Origin of the sequence: Herbaspirillum sp. C9C3, from assembly GCF_013359625.1 — a bacterium.
In the GTDB taxonomy this organism is placed as follows: domain Bacteria; phylum Pseudomonadota; class Gammaproteobacteria; order Burkholderiales; family Burkholderiaceae_D; genus Herbaspirillum.
In genome coordinates this window covers 322,849-338,608 of the sequence record NZ_JABFMQ010000002.1, presented here as the reverse complement: position 1 = coordinate 338,608, position 15,760 = coordinate 322,849, and the positions used below count along the sequence as shown (strand labels likewise).

Below are 15,760 nucleotides of genomic sequence, written 5' to 3'. Positions count from 1 at the left end.
GGCCGCCCTTGTTGCGTCTGCAGGGCCTACGCCGCCAGGAAGCCGCCATCGACCGGCACCACTGCACCCGTGAGCATGGCGGCATCCGCCGAGAGCAACATGGCGATGCTGCGCGCCACGTCCTCGGCGCTGGCGAAGCGCTGTAGCGGATGGCGCACCATCATCGGTGCCGACTTGGCCGGATCGCTCCAGGCCGCCTCGGCCAGTTCGGTCAGGGTGATGGTCGGAGCCACCGCATTGACGCGGATGCCATAGGCCCCCAGTTCCTTGGCCAGGACCCGCGTCGCGCCCTCCAGACCGGCTTTGGAGGCGGCATAGCAAAGATGCTCGGCAAAGCCGCGATGACCTGCAATCGAGCTGATGTTGACGATGGCGCCGCCTCCCCCGGCGGCCATGCGCGCCCGCGCGAAGGCCTGGCAGGTGATGAGGGCGGCGCGCAGATTCACTCCCAGAACGGCCTCGTAGGCTTCATCGCTCATCTCGGTACTGGATTGGAGCACGTTGATGCCGGCACTGTTGATGAGAAAATCCGCCGTGCCGGCCTGCGCCATGGCGCGCCGGGCGGCGGCAGGATCGGCCAGGTCGACCTGGATCGAACGAGCGCCGATTTCCTCGCGCAGGCTGGCCAGATCGCTGGCGGTGCGCGACAGGGCGATCACCTCGGCCCCTCGTTGTGCCATCAGCCGCGCGCAGGCGCGTCCTATACCCTTGCCGGCGCCGGTGATGATGACCGATGTTCCTGAAAATTCCATCCGGGTTTCCTTGTTCAATGCGCGGTGGCGGACTGCGCCGCCAGCAGCGGGGCCAGGCTGTCGCGCACCTCGCGCGCCAGTTGCTGGCTGTTGAGAAAGGCCTGATAACGCGCCTGGTGCAGTTGGCCGATGGCCTCCCCCACCGGGGCGTTGCGTCCGGCCACGCTGGACATGGCGGCCATGGCCGTCTTCAGGTCGGCATGGGTACCGGCAGCGACAGCGGCCAGCATGGCCGATCCCAGCAGCACCGGCTCCGGGCAGGCGGTGATTTCCACCGGCAGACCGGTGGCATCGGCCAGCAACTGGCGGGTGAGCGCATGCGTACCGGCGCCACCCGAGACCGCGATGCTGGCAATGCGCACCCCACACGCCGCCTGCGCCTCGATGATCTGGCGCAAACCGTAGCCCAGGCTGCACAAACCGGCTACGTAGAACGCCACCAGGCTGTCGATGTCGTGTTCCATGCCCAGCCCCAGCAACAGCGCGCGCGCCTGCGGATCAGCCAGCGGTGAACGGTTGCCGAGGAATTCCGGCACCACGTTGATCTGCCCGGCCAGCCAGACCGCCTGCGCCGGTTGTGCAACAGCGGCAAGCGCCCGCGCGGCCAGCCACTGCGGCAACTCCATGCCCTCGGCGGCGGCTTGCTGGCGCGCTTGCGGCGTGGCCGGATGCAGCCGCAACAGGTGATCAATGGCCGCACCCGCAGCGGACTGTCCACCTTCGTTCAGCCACATGCCGGGTGCCATGGCGTTGTAATACGGGCCCCACACGCCGGGCACGAAGACGGCCTCGGCATTGCTGGTCATGGTGCAGGACGAGGTTCCGAACACATAGGCCATGCAGGCTGCCGCATCCCCGGCACCGCCGCGCGCGGCCACCGTGCCCACACCACCGGCGTGCGCATCGATGAGTCCGGCAGCCACCGCAATACCGGGTCGCAACTGCAGCGCCTGCGCGGCCTGCCCGGACAAGCCGCCGCGCAATGCCGTACCGGGCCACACCACTTCCTGGCCGATGCGTGCAAACCCCTGGTCGGCCAGATCACCCAGGCCGATGCGACGGAAGTAGTCGGCATCCCAGCGCCCTTCATGGGCCAGATAAGTCCACTTGCAGGTGACGGTGCAGGATGAGCGCTGCAAGGATCCGGTCGCCTTCCATGTCAGGAAATCGGTGAGGTCGAAAAAATGCGCCGCCCCGTGATATACCGCCGGCAGGTGTTCCTTCAGCCACAGCAGCTTGGGTGTTTCCATCTCCGGCGAAATCACGCCGCCCACATAGGACAGCACCGCATGCCCGCCAGCATTGATGCGCTGTGCCTGCTCCAGCGCGCGATGATCCATCCACACGATGACGTCGCGCTCGGGATGGTCCGCATCGCCCACGCCCGCCGGTGCGCCTTGCACCACCAGCGAACAGGTGGCATCGACACCGATACCGGTGACGCTGGCCGGATCGATGCCGGCCGTAGCGACCGCGGCGCGCACCGCATGACATACCGCATCCCATATCTGGGCGCTGGATTGTTCGACGCGCGCACGGCGCTCGTCGCGGAAAAGATCGATGTCATGTCGGGCGCTGCCACACAACGTGCCGCTACGATCAAATACGCCGGCCCGGGCCGAACCGGTTCCGACATCGATGCCGATCAGATAGGTTTCCATCTTTCCTCGCTGGTTGCCTGAAGGGACCACCCTGCCGCGTGCATTGCACTCACACGCGGTCGAAATTGGTGGGCAGCACGAGCATATCGCGGATGGTCACGTTGCGATTGCGGGTCAGCATGTACTCCACCGCATCGGCCACTTCGGAAGGCTCGATCAGGCTGCCGGATTCCTTCGCCTTGCGCAGGTTCTCTTCGGGCCAGTCGGCCAGCAGCGCCGAGATCACCGGTCCCGGAGAAACCTGTCCCACCCGTATGCCATGCGGGATCATCTGGCGCCGCATGGTCTGCACGAAACAGGTGATGGCCCATTTGGAGCCCGCATAAACCGGCTCCCAGTAAGTCGGGAAATGCCCGGCCACCGAGCAGGTGACGATGATGTCGCCGCTCTTGCGCTCCATCATGTGCGGCGCCACCGCATGCACGTTCTTCATCACGGCGTTGACGTTGAGATTGAGCATCTTGTCGATGGCCTCGGGCGTGGTGTCCACCAGCTCGCCGCCGATATAGGTACCGGCATTGCAGTAGAGGATGTCGATGTGATCGACCTTCTTGAGGATCTCCGGCACCATCGCCGCGCAGCTGTCGGCATCCAGCAGATTGGTCACCTGCGCGATGGCCTTGGGACCGAGGCGTGCGGCCAGTGCTTCCAGGGCCTTGGCATTCCAGTCCACCATGACCACGGTCACGCCATTGGCCAGCAGTTTTTCGGTGGTGGCAAGGCCAATGCCGGAGGCGGCGCCCGTGATGACGGCGATCTTGCCGGTCAGGGATAGTGTCATGTTCTGTCTCCTTGTGAATGAAATCAAGTATGAATAAAAGGAATGGAATTGCTCAACGCCATTCCCTGGCGATATAGATCGCCAGCAGGATGATCACGCCGCGAATGATGTCCTGCAGGTAGGGATTGATGCCCATCAGGTTCAGGCCATTGTTGAGGATGCCCAGCAGCACCGCACCGATGAGCGTGCCCACCACCAGCCCGCGCCCACCGGCGATGGCCGTGCCGCCCAGCACCACGGCGGCAATCGCATCCAGTTCGAAACCCACACCCGCATTGGGCTGGCCTGACATCAGGCGGCCCGTGAGGATGATGGCCGCCAGCCCCGAGGTGAAACCGGAAATCGCATACACCGCCAGCTTGATGCGCGTAGTCTTCACGCCTGACAAACGCGCTGCCATCTCATTGCCGCCGATGGCATACACATGGCGACCAAAGGGCGTGCGCTGCAACAGCACCCACGCCAGGGCATAGACCACCAGCATCAGGATCACCGGCACCGGGATCATGCCGATGCGCCCCACGCCGAACCACGAGATCCAGCCCGGCAGCCCCGAGATCGGATAGCCGCCCGAGTAGATCAGCCCGACCCCGCGTGCCACGCCCATGGTGGCCAGCGTGACGATGATGGCCGGCATGCGGCCCCAGGCCACCAGTGCGCCGTTGAGCAGGCCGATAGCCACCGCCAGCGCCACCCCGGCCAGCAGTGCCACCGGTGCGGGCAGGCCGCTGTTGACGATCAGCCCGGCCGACAAGGTACCGGCCAATGCCATGGCCGCACCGACCGACAGATCGATGCCGCCCGTGAGGATGACGAAAGTCATGCCCACGGCGAGGATGCCGACAATGGACACCTGGCGCAGCACGTTGAGCCAGTTGGAGACGGTAAAGAAACTGTCCGAGGCCAGCCCCATGAGTAGCGACACCACCACCAGCCCGGCCAGCGGCAGCGCCAGTGGTGAATGGATCAGGGCGCGCCAGCGCGCCCGGGAAGCGGCGTGCACGGGGGCGGCGCCGAGAGCGTTTGCGTCATGCTGCATGGTGAAGTCTCCCGCTGGTTGCATGGGTCATGATTTCCTCGGCGGTCACGGCATCGCCTTCGACGGTGGCCACGATGCCGCCGCCCTTGAAGACGCAGACCCGGTCGGCCATGCCGACCACCTCCGGCAACTCGGAAGAAATCATGATGATGGAATAGCCCTGCGCGGTGAATTCGCGCATGAGCTGGTAAATCTCGGCCTTGGCACCCACATCGATGCCGCGCGTCGGTTCATCGAAGATCAGCACCTGCATGTGGTGATTGATCCAGCGCGCGATCACCACCTTCTGCTGGTTACCGCCGGACAGCGTATCGACCCGCGCATGCGCATCCGGTGCCTTCACCCGCACACGCTGCATGGCCGTGCGCGTGGCGTCGGCTTCACGTTGACGGTCGAGGAAGAGGCCACCACACCGATACTTGCCGTAGTTGTTCAGCGAGATGTTGTGCAGGATGGGGAAGCTGGTGATGAGTCCCTGCTCCTTGCGACTCTCCGGCAGCAAACCGATGCCGGCCTGCAGCGCTTGCGCCGGATCGGCAAAGCGCAGCGGCACACCACGCATGGAGAGCTGGCACTGCACCGCCGGATGCGCGCCCAGCATGGCCAGCACGGTCTCGGTGCGTCCGGACCCGACCAGACCGGCAAAGCCCAGGATCTCGCCGCGTCGCAACTGGAAGCGCGACACCGGGCCATGACGTTTCAACTGCAGTGCCTGGACCTCCAGCACCACATCGTCTTCGGGCGCGGCCACAGGCTTGGGCGGAAAACAGTTCTCGATGCGCCGTCCGACCATCATCTCTACCAGCTGCGCCTGATCCACTTCGCTCACGGCGCAGGTGCCGATGTATGCACCATCGCGCAGCACGGTGATGCGGTCGCAGATCTCGAAGATTTCTTCCAGATGATGCGAGATGAAAATGATCGCCACCCCCTGTTCGCGCAAGCCGCGCATGACCTTGAAGAGGTGCTCGACCTCACCGGGGGTGAGGGTTGCGGTCGGTTCATCCAGCACCAGGATGCGAGCGTCGAGTGCCAGTGCCTTGGCGATCTCGACAAACTGTTGCTGCGCCACCGAGAGCCTGCACACGGGCACATCCAAAGCAATCTCCACGCCCAGTTGCGCGATGATCTGCGCCGCACGACGCTTCATGGCCGCGCGTTGCAGCAGGCCGAACCTACCGCGCAGTTCGCGGGCGAGGAACATGTTGTCCACCGCATCCAGATAGGGGATCAGTGAAAACTCCTGAAACACCACACCGACGCCCGCTGCGATGGCTTCGTGATAGCGGGCGAAGCGGCGCGGTTCACCATCGATGCGGATCTCGCCGCCGTCCGGCGCGACGATGCCGCAGAGGATCTTCATCAGCGTGGACTTGCCCGCGCCGTTCTCACCCAGCAACGCGTGGACTTCTCCGGCACGTACCTCCAGATCGACACCGCGCAGCACCGTCACGGGGCCAAAGTTCTTCTTGATACCAGTCAGTTGGAGCATGGCTGCCTCCATCGAGGGAAAGGAAGGTGCGGCAACGCATGGCTGCCGCACCGGCGGCTTACCAGCTGAAGCCGGCCGCGTTCTTCTTGGTCACCGGCATGACGTCGATGGGCACTTCCTTGGGCACCACGCGCGCGCCCCATTTCTTGGCCAGGGCCATGGCCAGGCCCACGCGCACCTGGTCACGCGGGAACTGCGCGGTGGTCTCGATGAAGGGGCCGCCATCGGCAATGGCCTTGACCGCTTCCGGCGCACCATCCACCGAAGTGAGCTTGATATCCTTGCCGCTACCCTGGATGGCCGCCAGTGCGCCCATGGCACCACCGTCATTGACGGAGAAGATGCCCTTGAGGTTGGGGCGCGCCTGGATCATGTTCTCCACCACGCCCAGCGCCACCGAGCGGTCCTGACGGCCGTTCTGGGTGGCCACCAGCTTGATGTCCTTGTACTCGGCCAGGGCCTGCTTGCAACCTTCCACGCGCTGCAGGATGGGCACCACGGGGATGCCGTCGAGGATAGCCACCTCGCCCTTGCCGCCGATGGCATCGGCCAGTGCGCGACAGGACTGATACCCGGCATCCTTGTTCTTGGAACCGACGAACATGTCCACCGGGCCGGAGGCATTGGCATCGACCGCCACAACGATCACGTTGCGCGCCTTGGCCGCTTTCACTGCCGCTTCCACGCCAGCGGAGTCGGTCGGGTTGATGAGCAGAATGTCGATGTTCTGTTGCAACATGTCTTCGATATCGGCGATCTGCTTGGCCACGTTGTGGGCAGCATCGGTGACGATGACCTTGGCGCCGAAGGACTTGGCGGCCTCATCGAGCGCCTTCTTCATCGAGACGAAATAGGGGTTGTTCATTTCCTGGAAGCTCATGCCGATCTTGAGCCTGGACAGTTCCTGCGCGCCTGCCGGTGCGGTGAAGGCCACCAGCGTGGCGGTGGACAGGGCCAGTGCGGTCAGTGCTTTCTTCATTGCAGTCTCCATTGTTGTTGGTCGTGTGCTTGATGACGGGATTGCCCGGCATGCTCGTTACGAAGTGACAGGCGACACCTGTCCTGTTCCGGAAAGCGGGGGCTTTCCTGAATGCGGTTTCCCCGGATCAGGGAAATGATCTAAATGATTTCGCAGATTCCGCCGACGCTATCCGGTGGCGGCAAAGAGGCCATTGCTGGCAAAGGTATTGCGGAACTCCGAAGGCGACATGCCCTTGATCTTCTGGAAGTGCCGGTTGAAATTGGAGAGATTGGAAAACCCGGTCTCGTAGCAGATGTCGGTGATGCGCGCCTCCGGATTGTTGAGCAGGGCCAGGCAGGCCAGGTCCACGCGCAGCTGGTTCTTGTAGCGTACCAGCGTGGTCCCGGTGTGCCGCTTGAAGGCGCGCGAGAAGGTACTCAGGTTCTGCCCCACCATGTCGGCCAGGTCCTGTTCGCCGATGTCATCGGTGAGGTGCTCGCGCAGATAGGCGATGGCGCGATTGAGGCCGCTGCTGTTCACGCCGGAGAGATCGAGCTTGTAGGAGAGACTGGCCAGCACTTCGGGTTCGGGCGAATTGGCCAACACGTCGAGGATTTCCCAGAACAACGCCAGCCGTTTCAGGCCGCGCTGATCGATCAGTCGCTGTATCAGCGGGCGCACCATATCGCTGGTGGCGGCATCGAAGAGCAGGCCGCGATGGCTGCGCTCCAGTAGCGGCATGATGGCGTCCATCTCGGGGATACTGGCCGCGCACTGGTCTACCAGTTGCTCGGGGAACTGGATCACCAGCGAGCGCACCGGCACCACTTCATCGCGGCCGATATTGGAAATCCAGTTCTGCGGCAGATTGGGACCGGTCATCACCAGCTGGCCGGGCGCGAAATCGCCGATGTGGTCACCAACATAGAAACGGCCCGAGGTCGCCACCACCAGGTGGATCTCGTACTCCGGATGGTAGTGCCAGCGCACGGTACGGAAGGGGTAGCCGTGCATCCATGCCGCAAAGGATTCCCCCTTGCGGATATGGACCAGTTCCAGGTCGGGCTGCATCATGTCTCCTCTCAATCGAGAGCATTTTCTTTGTGGAATCTGACAAATCGCTGTTGTCAGTTTTCGCCATGTACTGCATCTTAGTGCCCGTCTGGCTGGGGCTTCTACATCACCAGCGAAGAGGGACTGATACTTTTTTGCATTTTTGAACAAAGAGAATGAAATACGATGCACGGCAGCAAAACGGCCCTCCGGGCTCCGTCTGCGCCCGATTTGTCATGCCCCTGTTGCATTGAAGGGGCATCATCGCGCACCATGGCGCAGCGCACACCGCGCGCCGTCCCCCCTGAACGTACCGGAAGTCCCATGCAAATCCTGGCCAACATCAATCTCGATTCCCTGCTCGATACCTTCATCAGCCTCACCGCCGCCTTCGTGCTGGGTGGCCTGATCGGCCTGGAACGCCAGTACCGGCAGCGTACTGCCGGCCTGCGCACCAATGTGCTGGTGGCGCTGGGGGCGGCGGTCTTCGTGGACATGGCCAACCGCCTGGGCGGGCATGACGGCGCGGTCCATGTGGTGGCCTATGTGGTCTCGGGCGTCGGTTTTCTGGGCGCGGGCGTGATCATGCGCGAGGAAGGCAATGTGCGCGGCATCAACACCGCCGCCACCTTGTGGGGCTCGGCGGCGGTCGGTGCGGCAGCGGGCGCGGACCTGATCCTGGAAGCGATCCTGGCGACCCTCTTCGTGCTGGCCGCCAATACCCTGCTGCGCCCGGTGGTCAATACCATCAACCGCAAGCCGCTGGACGTGCCCTCGGTGGAAGTGACCAACACCCTCCACCTGATCGTGGAGAGCGCACACCAGAAACGTGTGCTGACCGCCGTGACCGACATGCTGGAGCAAAGCCGCCATCCTACGCACGACCTGGATGTGCGGCCCTTTACCGATGATGAGGTGGAAATCGAAGCCACCCTGGCAGCCACTTCCGTGGATGGCGATGAGCTCGATGCGCTGGTCGAGCGGCTGCTGGCCTTGCCGGCCGTGAAACAGGCGTTCTGGAGTCCCAGTACGACCGATTGATCAATTAGTAGCGCTGAACTTGCCGCGCAACCACTTCACCGGCCCGCCGATGAGCGGCAATTTCTGCCACAGCTCTTCAGCCGCATCCCAGTAGTCGCGGTGCTCGATGACCAGCCCCGCTGCATCGAAGCGCAAATGCGTCGCTCCCAGCACCGTGTAGAACCGGCCCTTGAGCCGGAACTCGAAACGCCAGGTGGCAAAGCCCTGTGCGCCCTGCCCCATGCGCTCCAGGATCACGAAGCGTGGCTCTTCCGTGGTCTCGAACATGTGCGCGAAGATGGCGCGGATGGAACGCAGGCCCTTGATGTCGTTGAAGGGATCCTTGAACAGGGCCTCTTGTGAATAAAATTCACCAATCCGTTCCAGGCTGCCGGGGTCCAGCGCGCCATACCAGTCCAGCAAACGGTCCAGGTGCTGCATGGTCAGCTCAACAGAAAACGCTGGAACAGGACGAAGCGCAGCCGGAACGGCAGCAGCCGCAGGATCTTCAGCCAGGCCGTGAAGCGCAGCGGGAAGTGGATCTCGAAGCGGCCCTCGGCAATGCCGCGCCAGATGGCGGTGGCGGCCTGTTGCGGGGTCTGGATGGCGGGCATGGGAAAGTCGTTCTTGTCGGTCAGGTCGGTCTTTACGAAGCCCGGATTGACCAGATACACGTTCAAACCCTTGGGCCGCAAATCACTATAAAGAATTTCCGCCAGATTGATCAGTGCGGCCTTGCCCGGCCCATACACGGTCGCCCCCGGCAGCCCCACATAACCGGCCACGCTGGCCACCAGCGCAATGCCGCCGCTGCCGCGCGCCAGCATGTCGGGCAAGGCCGCACCCAATGCCGAATAGACGCTGGCGACGTTGGTGCGCAGGGTGTGTTCGGCCTCGTCTTCCTGGACTTCCCAACTGCGCTCGGGACGATACTTGGCCGCGCAGAAGACCAGCAGATCGACACCGCCGAAGGCTTCCACGATGCGCGCATGCTGGTCGCGCCAGGCATCATGGCAGAGCACGTCCAGCGGCGCGATGAAGGCATTCTTGTGGGCCGCCGCCACCTCTTGCAGCACATCGGCCCGGCGCGCCGAGAGTGCCACCCGGGCACCGGCCTGCAACGCCTGGCGGGCCAGCTCGGCGCCGATACCGCTGGAGGCGCCGACCAGCCAGATGCGCAGGCCGCGCAGGTCACTGACCGGTTGATTCATCGGACCAAACAACACGGCCGGGCGCGAGATCGGGGCGCGCTCGCCGGCGGCGCCGACAGCCTCCTTGGTCAAGGGCTTGGACTGGGTGTTCATACGCCCTCCTTGCGGAAGAACAGCGTGACCTGGCCCACTTCCACACCGAACTTGCTCATGCTGGTGCGGTTGATGAGGGTGCGCTCGTCCATCTGGTACATCCAGTCATCCATCTGGACTTCGTATTGCTTGTCATCGACCGGCAGCAGCAGCGTGTAATTCCAGTGCAGCGCATTGCCGGCCGTATGGCCGATGGCCTCGCCGATGACGTCACCGGCACGTCCACGCCAGCTGTTGTCGGGCTGGCGTACCAGGGTCCAGATGCGGGTCTGGGTCTGGCCATCGTCATAACGGAAACGCTCGTCCAGCGTGAGCGTATTGCCCTCCACGGTGCCGGTCACGACCACGTGAAAACGCCGCGCCGCTTCGCCGCTGCGCTTCTGGAACATGCCCCAGGCTTCCGTGCGGCCCTTGAAGAAGACCGCCGGATCGAACACCGGTGTCTTGCCTGCATAGTCCGACAATTGTTGCGAGGCGCAACCGCCCAGCAGCACTGCCAGCAGCGCCAGTCCCAACCAGGTCCACAGGCGCGCGGGCAGGTCCCGGCGCATCAGCTTGGCATCCATGACTCACTCCTTTTGCAAGAGGAATTGCACCACATCGGTCTGCCCTTCATCGAAGCCGACTTCGCAGAACACGTAATACAGCTGCCACAGGCGGCGGAAGCGCTCATCGAAACCTTGCGCGGCGATGGTCTCGCGCTCGGACTGGAAGGCATCGTTCCAGCGACGCAGGGTCTCGGCATAGTCACGGCCAAAATGGAAACGGTCACGCGTGGCCAGGCCGGCACGCTGGGCGCAGCGCGAGAAACGCTCATGACTGGGCAGCATGCCGCCCGGGAAGATGAATTCGCGGATGAAGTCGGCACTGTCGCGATAGCGCTCGAAGACGGCCTCATCGATGGTGATCGACTGGATCAGCGCACGACCGCCGGGTTTCAGGCGCGCCGAGACGGTATCGAAATAGGTCTGCCAGAAGCGCTCGCCGACTGCCTCGAACATCTCGATGGAGACGATGGCATCGTATTGGCCGTCCAGATCGCGGTAGTCGCACAGTTCGAGATGCGCCAGATGCTCCAGTTGCTGATGGCGCATGCGTTCCTGAGCGAAGGCCAGTTGCGAGGGCGAGATCGTCACACCATGCACGCGGATGCCCAGGCGCGCTGCGTGTTCGGCAAAACCGCCCCAGCCGCAGCCGATTTCCAGGACGCGGTCCCCCGCGCGCAGGCCGAGCTGGTCGACGATGCGCTGGTACTTGGCGGCCTGGGCTGACACCAGGCTCTGGCCGGGCGCACTGAAGATGGCGGAGGAATAGGTCATCGTCGGGTCCAGCCACAGACGATAGAAATCATTGCCCAGGTCGTAGTGCGCATGGATGTTGCGACGGCTGCCGCTGCGTGTATTGGAGCGCAGCAGGTGACGCAGACGGTACCACAGCGAGGCCAGGAGTCCGCCCTCGACGGCGCTGGAAAGCGCCGCGCGGTTGCGCATGGCCAGGCGCAGCAGTGCGGCCAGGTCGGGGGTATCCACCCAGCCGTTGCCGTAGGCTTCACCAAAGCCGATGTCGCCGGCACGCAGGATGGCACCGCAGGCGCGCCAGTCGAGGATGCGCAGTTGCGCGCTGGGTGGCTGGCGCAGATCGCCGAAGGTCAGCGTGGTGCCGTGGGGCGTGATCAGTTCCAGGTGGCCGTGGTTGAGACGCTCGAGCATCGCCAGGAACAGGCGAGCCGAAATCGGTCCGGCACGACGGCCGGTAGTCTGCAATGCGGGGCTGCGGTTCACGATAGGGTTTCCTTTCCAGAAGAAGGTCCTGCGGCGGCGGCGCGCTCAGGCTTGCTGAACCAGGGCACGCGCTTGCGCCACAACAGCAAGGCCTGCCAGTGGATACGGGCGACCACGCCCAGGGTAAGCAGTGGCTGTGCACACAGCGCACCGAAGGCCGTGGCCGCAGTCAGGGGGTGCAAACGGCCACCGATGGAGGTACGCATCAGGGGTTGCAGGCCGCGTGTTGTCTGCGCAGGTTGGCCGTGGTCGTAATAATCGATGCCAACGAAGGCGGTATCGCCGCCGGCATCCGGATGTCGCAATTGATCGCGGAAGCGGAAGCGATAGAAGCCGCGCACTTCGCAGAACGGCGAGACGTGCATCAGCTTGTTGCAGACCAAGCGCGTGTGTTCATCGATGACACCCTGTTCGGGTGCAGAGAGCAGGTAGTGCTGGGTCTCGCCGAAGGTGTTGTTGACCTCGGCCAGCACGGCGCGCAGATGGCCCTCACGGTCGTGGCACAGGAAAAAGCTGACCGGATTGAAAACGAAGCCGAACAGGCGCGGAAAGGTCTGCAACCAGATCGTCCCATCGTGCGGCAAGCCTGCCTCTTGCAGATGCGCGCGTACCCAGTGCGACAGATCGCTGCCATCACGGGGACCATAGTCGCGCGTACGCACGCACATCGGACGGCGGCGATTTACGCCGAACCAGGCATTGCCGGTCTCGTTGAGGCGCGCCAGATCGAGACGCACGCAGAACACCGGATAGACAAACTTGTGCGGCACCGGGCGCAGGCGCTGGTGCATCACCTGTCCGCTCAGCAACAGCGCGGGCGCGTCAGTGCGGGAGGTCAGCGAAATAGTCATGGGGACGCCCAATCCGGCGTTACGCCGAAATCCTTGATTACACGCAGGGCCGATTTGAGGCCGTCTTCATGGAAGCCGTAACCCGTCCAGGCGCCGGCAAACCAGGCGCGATGCTTGCCCTGGATCTCGGGCAGGCGGCGCTGGGCATCGATGGCGGGCTGGTCGAAGACCGGATGCTCGTAATCGAAACGGCCCATCACGGTGGCCGGATGCGGTGGCTGCGGCGGGTTCAGCGTGAGCACGATGTCGGTCTTGCAGGGCAGGTCCTGCAGACGATTCAACCAGTAGCTCACGCACACCGCACGGCTGCCATCGCCGTGACGCGAACCGAGGTAGTTCCAGGCCGACCAGACCTTGTCCAGGCGCGGCATGAGCGAGACGTCGCTGTGCAGCCAGGCGGTATTGGCCTGGTAGCGCACGGCCGCGAGCACCTGGTGCTCCTCGATGGTGGCGTCCTGCAGCAGGGCCAGGGTCTGGGGCGCGTGGGTGGCGAAGACCACGGCATCGAACTGTTCTTCGCGGGGTTCGGCACCGCCACTGCGCACCAGCACGCCCCGCTCGCTGCGGGTGACGCTGGCCAGACGACTGCCCAGGCGCACATCGTCCAGGGTGGCGGCGATGCGCCGCACGTACTCGCGCGAGCCGCCGCGCACGGTACGCCAGCGCGGACGGTTGTTGACCTGCAGCAGGCCGTGATTGATGCAGAAGCGCAAAAAGGTCGCCGCCGGAAAATCCAGGATGTCCGAAGGCGAACTGGACCAGATCGCCGCGGCCATCGGAATCAGATAGGCATCACCGAACAGGGCACCATAACCGCCCTCCTTGAGCAGTTGGCGCAGGCTCACCGGTCGGCCTTCGCAGGCGGCCAGGTTGGTATGGGCCGCACGATTGAAGCGCAGGATGTCACGCAGCATGCCCAGGAAAGACGGCTGCAACAGGCGCTGGCGCTGGGCGAAGACGGTATCGAGGTTGGTGCCGGCCCATTCGAAGCGCCCTTCATCCATCGACACGCCGAAGGACATGTCGGTGTCGTAGGTCTCGACCTTGAGCTCCTCAAACAGCGCAATCAGGTTGGGATAGGTCCAGTCATTGAAGACCAGGAAGCCGGTATCGACCGGGAAAGGCACACCCTCCGGGGCGATCTCCACCGTATTGGCGTGACCGCCCAGCGTGGGCGCGGCCTCGAACAGCACCACCTGATGCTTGCGCGCCAGCAGGTAGGCGCTGGCCAGGCCGGAAATGCCGGCGCCGATGACGGCGATGCGCTGTCCTGTGCCCGGCGCGTTGGCTGCTACGTCTGGAGTCATGAAAACTTGCCCGCCTATGTCTTTGTTATTGAAGTTCCGCCGTTGCCAGTCCGTGGGAAACCGTCCCCGCCCTGCTGGCCCGTGCTGCTTTGGTGACCGGGGCGGCGCCTTGTGGCCGGCCTTTTTGGCCTGTCGCGCCGCTTATTTGCTATTCATCCTTGATTTAGGTGCTAAGATTACTACCAAAGAAAAATAAAATCTACTAATTAGTAACTTAAACTACCAATGAGTATTTTCGGCAAACTGAGCTTCAAGGACCAAGCCTTCAAATTACGGGAGAACGCCATCCTGGATGCGGCCACGTCGGTACTGGGCAGCAAGGGCTATGACCTGATGACCATGGACGATGTGGCTGGTGCAGTGGGTATCTCCAAACCCAGCCTGTACAAGCATTTCAAGTCCAAGGAAGAGCTGATCGGCGAGACCATGCTGCGCCTCATCGATGGTGCCATCGACCAGCTGGCGGAGCTCGAACACATCGCCAGCCCGCGCGGCAAGCTCGAAGCGATGCTGGAATGGGCGCTGCGGGTGCGGCTGGAGGGCGGACTGCCGTTCCTGCCGTCCACCAGCGCGCATGTGCGCGAGATGCTCATGCGCAACGTCAAGTACGTCATGCGCGTGCTCAAGCTCAACGGCCAGCTGGAAAAGCTGGTGAAGGAAGCGCAGAAGAATGGGGAGCTCGATGCCGCCCTGCCCAGCGACGTGGTGTTGTACAGCTACTACGCACGCACCTGTGACCCGGCGGTGGATTACCTGCAGAAGTTCAGCAAGATGAGCGATGACGAGATCGTGAAATACATGCTGCACGTGGCCTTCAACGGTTTCACGCGCTGACGTGCACAGCCGCCGTGCTCGAGGGCGGCTGTGCCCTTGCCTGACTTACAAGCCGTAGCAGCGCGCCGCCGTCGCGCCCCATAGCTGTTCGCTTTGCGCTTCCGACAGACGGGTGGCCGCCCACTCGCGCAGCACGCCGGCCACCGTGGCATAGGAGGCGGCCAGCAGGCACACCGGCCAGTCCGAGCCGAACATCAGGCGCTGCGGCCCGAAGGCTTCCAGCGCGGTATCCAGGCACAACACGATATTGTCGTAATCCTTCTGTCGCAATCCGCGCAGCCAATCCGCCTCGGTTACCAGCCCCGACAACTTGCAGGCCACATGCGGCATGGCGGCCAGTGCACGCAACTGGCGTTTCCAGTCACTGAAGGAAGCTTCATTTCGCCCGAAATCCGCCAGGGCCGGCTTGCCCAGGTGATCCAGCACCAGCCAGTGGCGGTCATGGCGTGCGCAGAAAGCCTGCACCTCCTGCATCTGCCTGGCGTAGACCAGCACGTCATAGACCAGTCCCTGCTGCTGCAACCATTGGATGCCGGCATTGAAGGCCGGGGCCTCGACGAAGGCCGTGACGTCGGCTTCATCCTGGATCTGGTGACGCAGTCCGACCAGCTTGTCCCGCCCCCACTGCGCCACATTGGCGGCCAGGTGGGGCGAAGAGATGTCTTCCCAGCCCACCACACCGGCAATGCGATGGTCGGCGCGCGCCAGATCCAGCAGGAAGCCGGTTTCTTCGCGTCCGGCGCGGGCCTGCACGGCAATCGAGCCCTGCAAGCCTTCGGCCGCCAGGACCGGATGCAGTTGCCCGGGCAGGCGATCACAGGCCAGCAGTTCCATGCCCTTGCCGATCCAGGGATAGTCGTCGGCGCGATAGCGCCAGAAATGCTGATGAGCGTCGATGCGGAGGGGTTTCATGATGCAGTCTCG

Annotated in this window: 16 protein-coding genes; 2 read left to right on the top strand and 14 right to left on the bottom strand. The window is 63.8% G+C overall.

Annotated features, from left to right (window positions below):
- Positions 1-26 precede the first annotated feature (26 nt).
- The 7 genes from HNO82_RS03750 to HNO82_RS03720 all read right to left on the bottom strand — a co-directional run bounded on the left by HNO82_RS03750 (position 27) and on the right by HNO82_RS03720 (position 7,760).
- A complete protein-coding gene (locus HNO82_RS03750) occupies positions 27-752 on the bottom strand; it encodes an SDR family oxidoreductase (protein WP_008326170.1) in 726 nt (241 codons plus the stop codon).
- A 14-nt stretch (positions 753-766) separates the two neighbouring features.
- Positions 767-2,413, bottom strand: a complete 1,647-nt coding sequence (locus tag HNO82_RS03745) for an FGGY-family carbohydrate kinase (RefSeq protein ID WP_175342792.1) — start codon at positions 2,411-2,413, stop codon at positions 767-769.
- A gap of 49 nt (positions 2,414-2,462) precedes the next feature.
- Entirely contained in the window at positions 2,463-3,194 is a 732-nt protein-coding gene (locus HNO82_RS03740) for an SDR family oxidoreductase (protein WP_175342791.1), read from the bottom strand.
- 52 nt (positions 3,195-3,246) lie between these two features.
- Positions 3,247-4,233, bottom strand: coding sequence for an ABC transporter permease (locus HNO82_RS03735; protein ID WP_034349824.1), 987 nt, complete (start codon positions 4,231-4,233; stop codon positions 3,247-3,249).
- Positions 4,223-5,725: a sugar ABC transporter ATP-binding protein gene (locus tag HNO82_RS03730; protein ID WP_175342790.1), complete on the bottom strand. Its 1,503-nt coding sequence runs from the start codon at positions 5,723-5,725 to the stop codon at positions 4,223-4,225. The genes HNO82_RS03735 and HNO82_RS03730 overlap by 11 nt, the downstream gene beginning before the upstream one ends.
- 58 nt (positions 5,726-5,783) lie before the next feature.
- Positions 5,784-6,704 (bottom strand): ABC transporter substrate-binding protein, encoded by a 921-nt coding sequence (locus HNO82_RS03725; RefSeq protein ID WP_008326164.1) that lies wholly within the window; start codon positions 6,702-6,704, stop codon positions 5,784-5,786.
- A gap of 168 nt (positions 6,705-6,872) precedes the next feature.
- Positions 6,873-7,760, bottom strand: a complete 888-nt coding sequence (locus HNO82_RS03720) for an AraC family transcriptional regulator (RefSeq protein ID WP_249776923.1) — start codon at positions 7,758-7,760, stop codon at positions 6,873-6,875.
- 303 nt (positions 7,761-8,063) lie between these two features.
- Between HNO82_RS03720 and HNO82_RS03715 the strand changes: the two genes are divergently transcribed.
- Positions 8,064-8,780, top strand: a complete 717-nt coding sequence (locus HNO82_RS03715; RefSeq protein WP_008326162.1) for an MgtC/SapB family protein — start codon at positions 8,064-8,066, stop codon at positions 8,778-8,780.
- Here the strand turns inward: HNO82_RS03715 and HNO82_RS03710 are convergent, their stop codons facing one another.
- From HNO82_RS03710 to HNO82_RS03685, 6 genes are read right to left on the bottom strand one after another with little or no spacing between them, the layout of a single operon-like run.
- Positions 8,781-9,200 (bottom strand): nuclear transport factor 2 family protein, encoded by a 420-nt coding sequence (locus HNO82_RS03710; RefSeq protein ID WP_008326161.1) that lies wholly within the window; start codon positions 9,198-9,200, stop codon positions 8,781-8,783.
- Between the two features lie 2 nt (positions 9,201-9,202).
- The gene (locus HNO82_RS03705) at positions 9,203-10,063 is read right to left on the bottom strand and encodes an SDR family NAD(P)-dependent oxidoreductase (protein ID WP_175342789.1); all 861 of its coding nucleotides are present in this window, start codon (positions 10,061-10,063) and stop codon (positions 9,203-9,205) included.
- Entirely contained in the window at positions 10,060-10,629 is a 570-nt protein-coding gene (locus tag HNO82_RS03700) for a DUF3833 domain-containing protein (protein ID WP_175342788.1), read from the bottom strand. The genes HNO82_RS03705 and HNO82_RS03700 overlap by 4 nt, the downstream gene beginning before the upstream one ends.
- Positions 10,630-10,632: 3 nt before the next feature.
- A complete protein-coding gene (locus HNO82_RS03695) occupies positions 10,633-11,844 on the bottom strand; it encodes a class I SAM-dependent methyltransferase (RefSeq protein WP_175342787.1) in 1,212 nt (403 codons plus the stop codon).
- Positions 11,841-12,695, bottom strand: a complete 855-nt coding sequence (locus HNO82_RS03690; protein ID WP_175342786.1) for a DUF1365 domain-containing protein — start codon at positions 12,693-12,695, stop codon at positions 11,841-11,843. The genes HNO82_RS03695 and HNO82_RS03690 overlap by 4 nt, the downstream gene beginning before the upstream one ends.
- Positions 12,692-14,002, bottom strand: coding sequence for an NAD(P)/FAD-dependent oxidoreductase (locus HNO82_RS03685; RefSeq protein ID WP_175342785.1), 1,311 nt, complete (start codon positions 14,000-14,002; stop codon positions 12,692-12,694). Before HNO82_RS03685 ends, HNO82_RS03690 begins: the two co-directional genes overlap by 4 nt.
- A 225-nt stretch (positions 14,003-14,227) precedes the next feature.
- On the opposite strand from HNO82_RS03685, the gene HNO82_RS03680 reads away from it, so the two are divergent.
- A complete protein-coding gene (locus HNO82_RS03680) occupies positions 14,228-14,836 on the top strand; it encodes a TetR/AcrR family transcriptional regulator (RefSeq protein WP_008326155.1) in 609 nt (202 codons plus the stop codon).
- 45 nt (positions 14,837-14,881) lie between these two features.
- Here HNO82_RS03680 and HNO82_RS03675 read toward each other — a convergent pair whose 3' ends face one another.
- Complete coding sequence (locus tag HNO82_RS03675) at positions 14,882-15,748, bottom strand: L-fucono-1,5-lactonase (protein ID WP_008326154.1); 867 nt, start codon at positions 15,746-15,748, stop codon at positions 14,882-14,884.
- Positions 15,749-15,760: the final 12 nt, after the last annotated feature.

Excerpts from the sequence above, each read along its gene's own strand:
- HNO82_RS03750 (WP_008326170.1), bottom strand. The coding sequence starts at position 752 with ATGGAATTTTCAGGAACATCGGTCATCATCACCGGCGCCGGCAAGGGT.
- HNO82_RS03745 (WP_175342792.1), bottom strand. The coding sequence starts at position 2,413 with ATGGAAACCTATCTGATCGGCATCGATGTCGGAACCGGTTCGGCCCGG.
- HNO82_RS03740 (WP_175342791.1), bottom strand. The coding sequence starts at position 3,194 with ATGACACTATCCCTGACCGGCAAGATCGCCGTCATCACGGGCGCCGCC.
- HNO82_RS03735 (WP_034349824.1), bottom strand. The coding sequence starts at position 4,233 with ATGCAGCATGACGCAAACGCTCTCGGCGCCGCCCCCGTGCACGCCGCT.
- HNO82_RS03730 (WP_175342790.1), bottom strand. The coding sequence starts at position 5,725 with ATGCTCCAACTGACTGGTATCAAGAAGAACTTTGGCCCCGTGACGGTG.
- HNO82_RS03725 (WP_008326164.1), bottom strand. The coding sequence starts at position 6,704 with ATGAAGAAAGCACTGACCGCACTGGCCCTGTCCACCGCCACGCTGGTG.
- HNO82_RS03720 (WP_249776923.1), bottom strand. The coding sequence starts at position 7,760 with ATGATGCAGCCCGACCTGGAACTGGTCCATATCCGCAAGGGGGAATCC.
- HNO82_RS03715 (WP_008326162.1), top strand. The coding sequence starts at position 8,064 with ATGCAAATCCTGGCCAACATCAATCTCGATTCCCTGCTCGATACCTTC.
- HNO82_RS03710 (WP_008326161.1), bottom strand. The coding sequence starts at position 9,200 with ATGCAGCACCTGGACCGTTTGCTGGACTGGTATGGCGCGCTGGACCCC.
- HNO82_RS03705 (WP_175342789.1), bottom strand. The coding sequence starts at position 10,063 with ATGAACACCCAGTCCAAGCCCTTGACCAAGGAGGCTGTCGGCGCCGCC.
- HNO82_RS03700 (WP_175342788.1), bottom strand. The coding sequence starts at position 10,629 with ATGGATGCCAAGCTGATGCGCCGGGACCTGCCCGCGCGCCTGTGGACC.
- HNO82_RS03690 (WP_175342786.1), bottom strand. The coding sequence starts at position 12,695 with ATGACTATTTCGCTGACCTCCCGCACTGACGCGCCCGCGCTGTTGCTG.
- HNO82_RS03685 (WP_175342785.1), bottom strand. The coding sequence starts at position 14,002 with ATGACTCCAGACGTAGCAGCCAACGCGCCGGGCACAGGACAGCGCATC.
- HNO82_RS03680 (WP_008326155.1), top strand. The coding sequence starts at position 14,228 with ATGAGTATTTTCGGCAAACTGAGCTTCAAGGACCAAGCCTTCAAATTA.
- HNO82_RS03675 (WP_008326154.1), bottom strand. The coding sequence starts at position 15,748 with ATGAAACCCCTCCGCATCGACGCTCATCAGCATTTCTGGCGCTATCGC.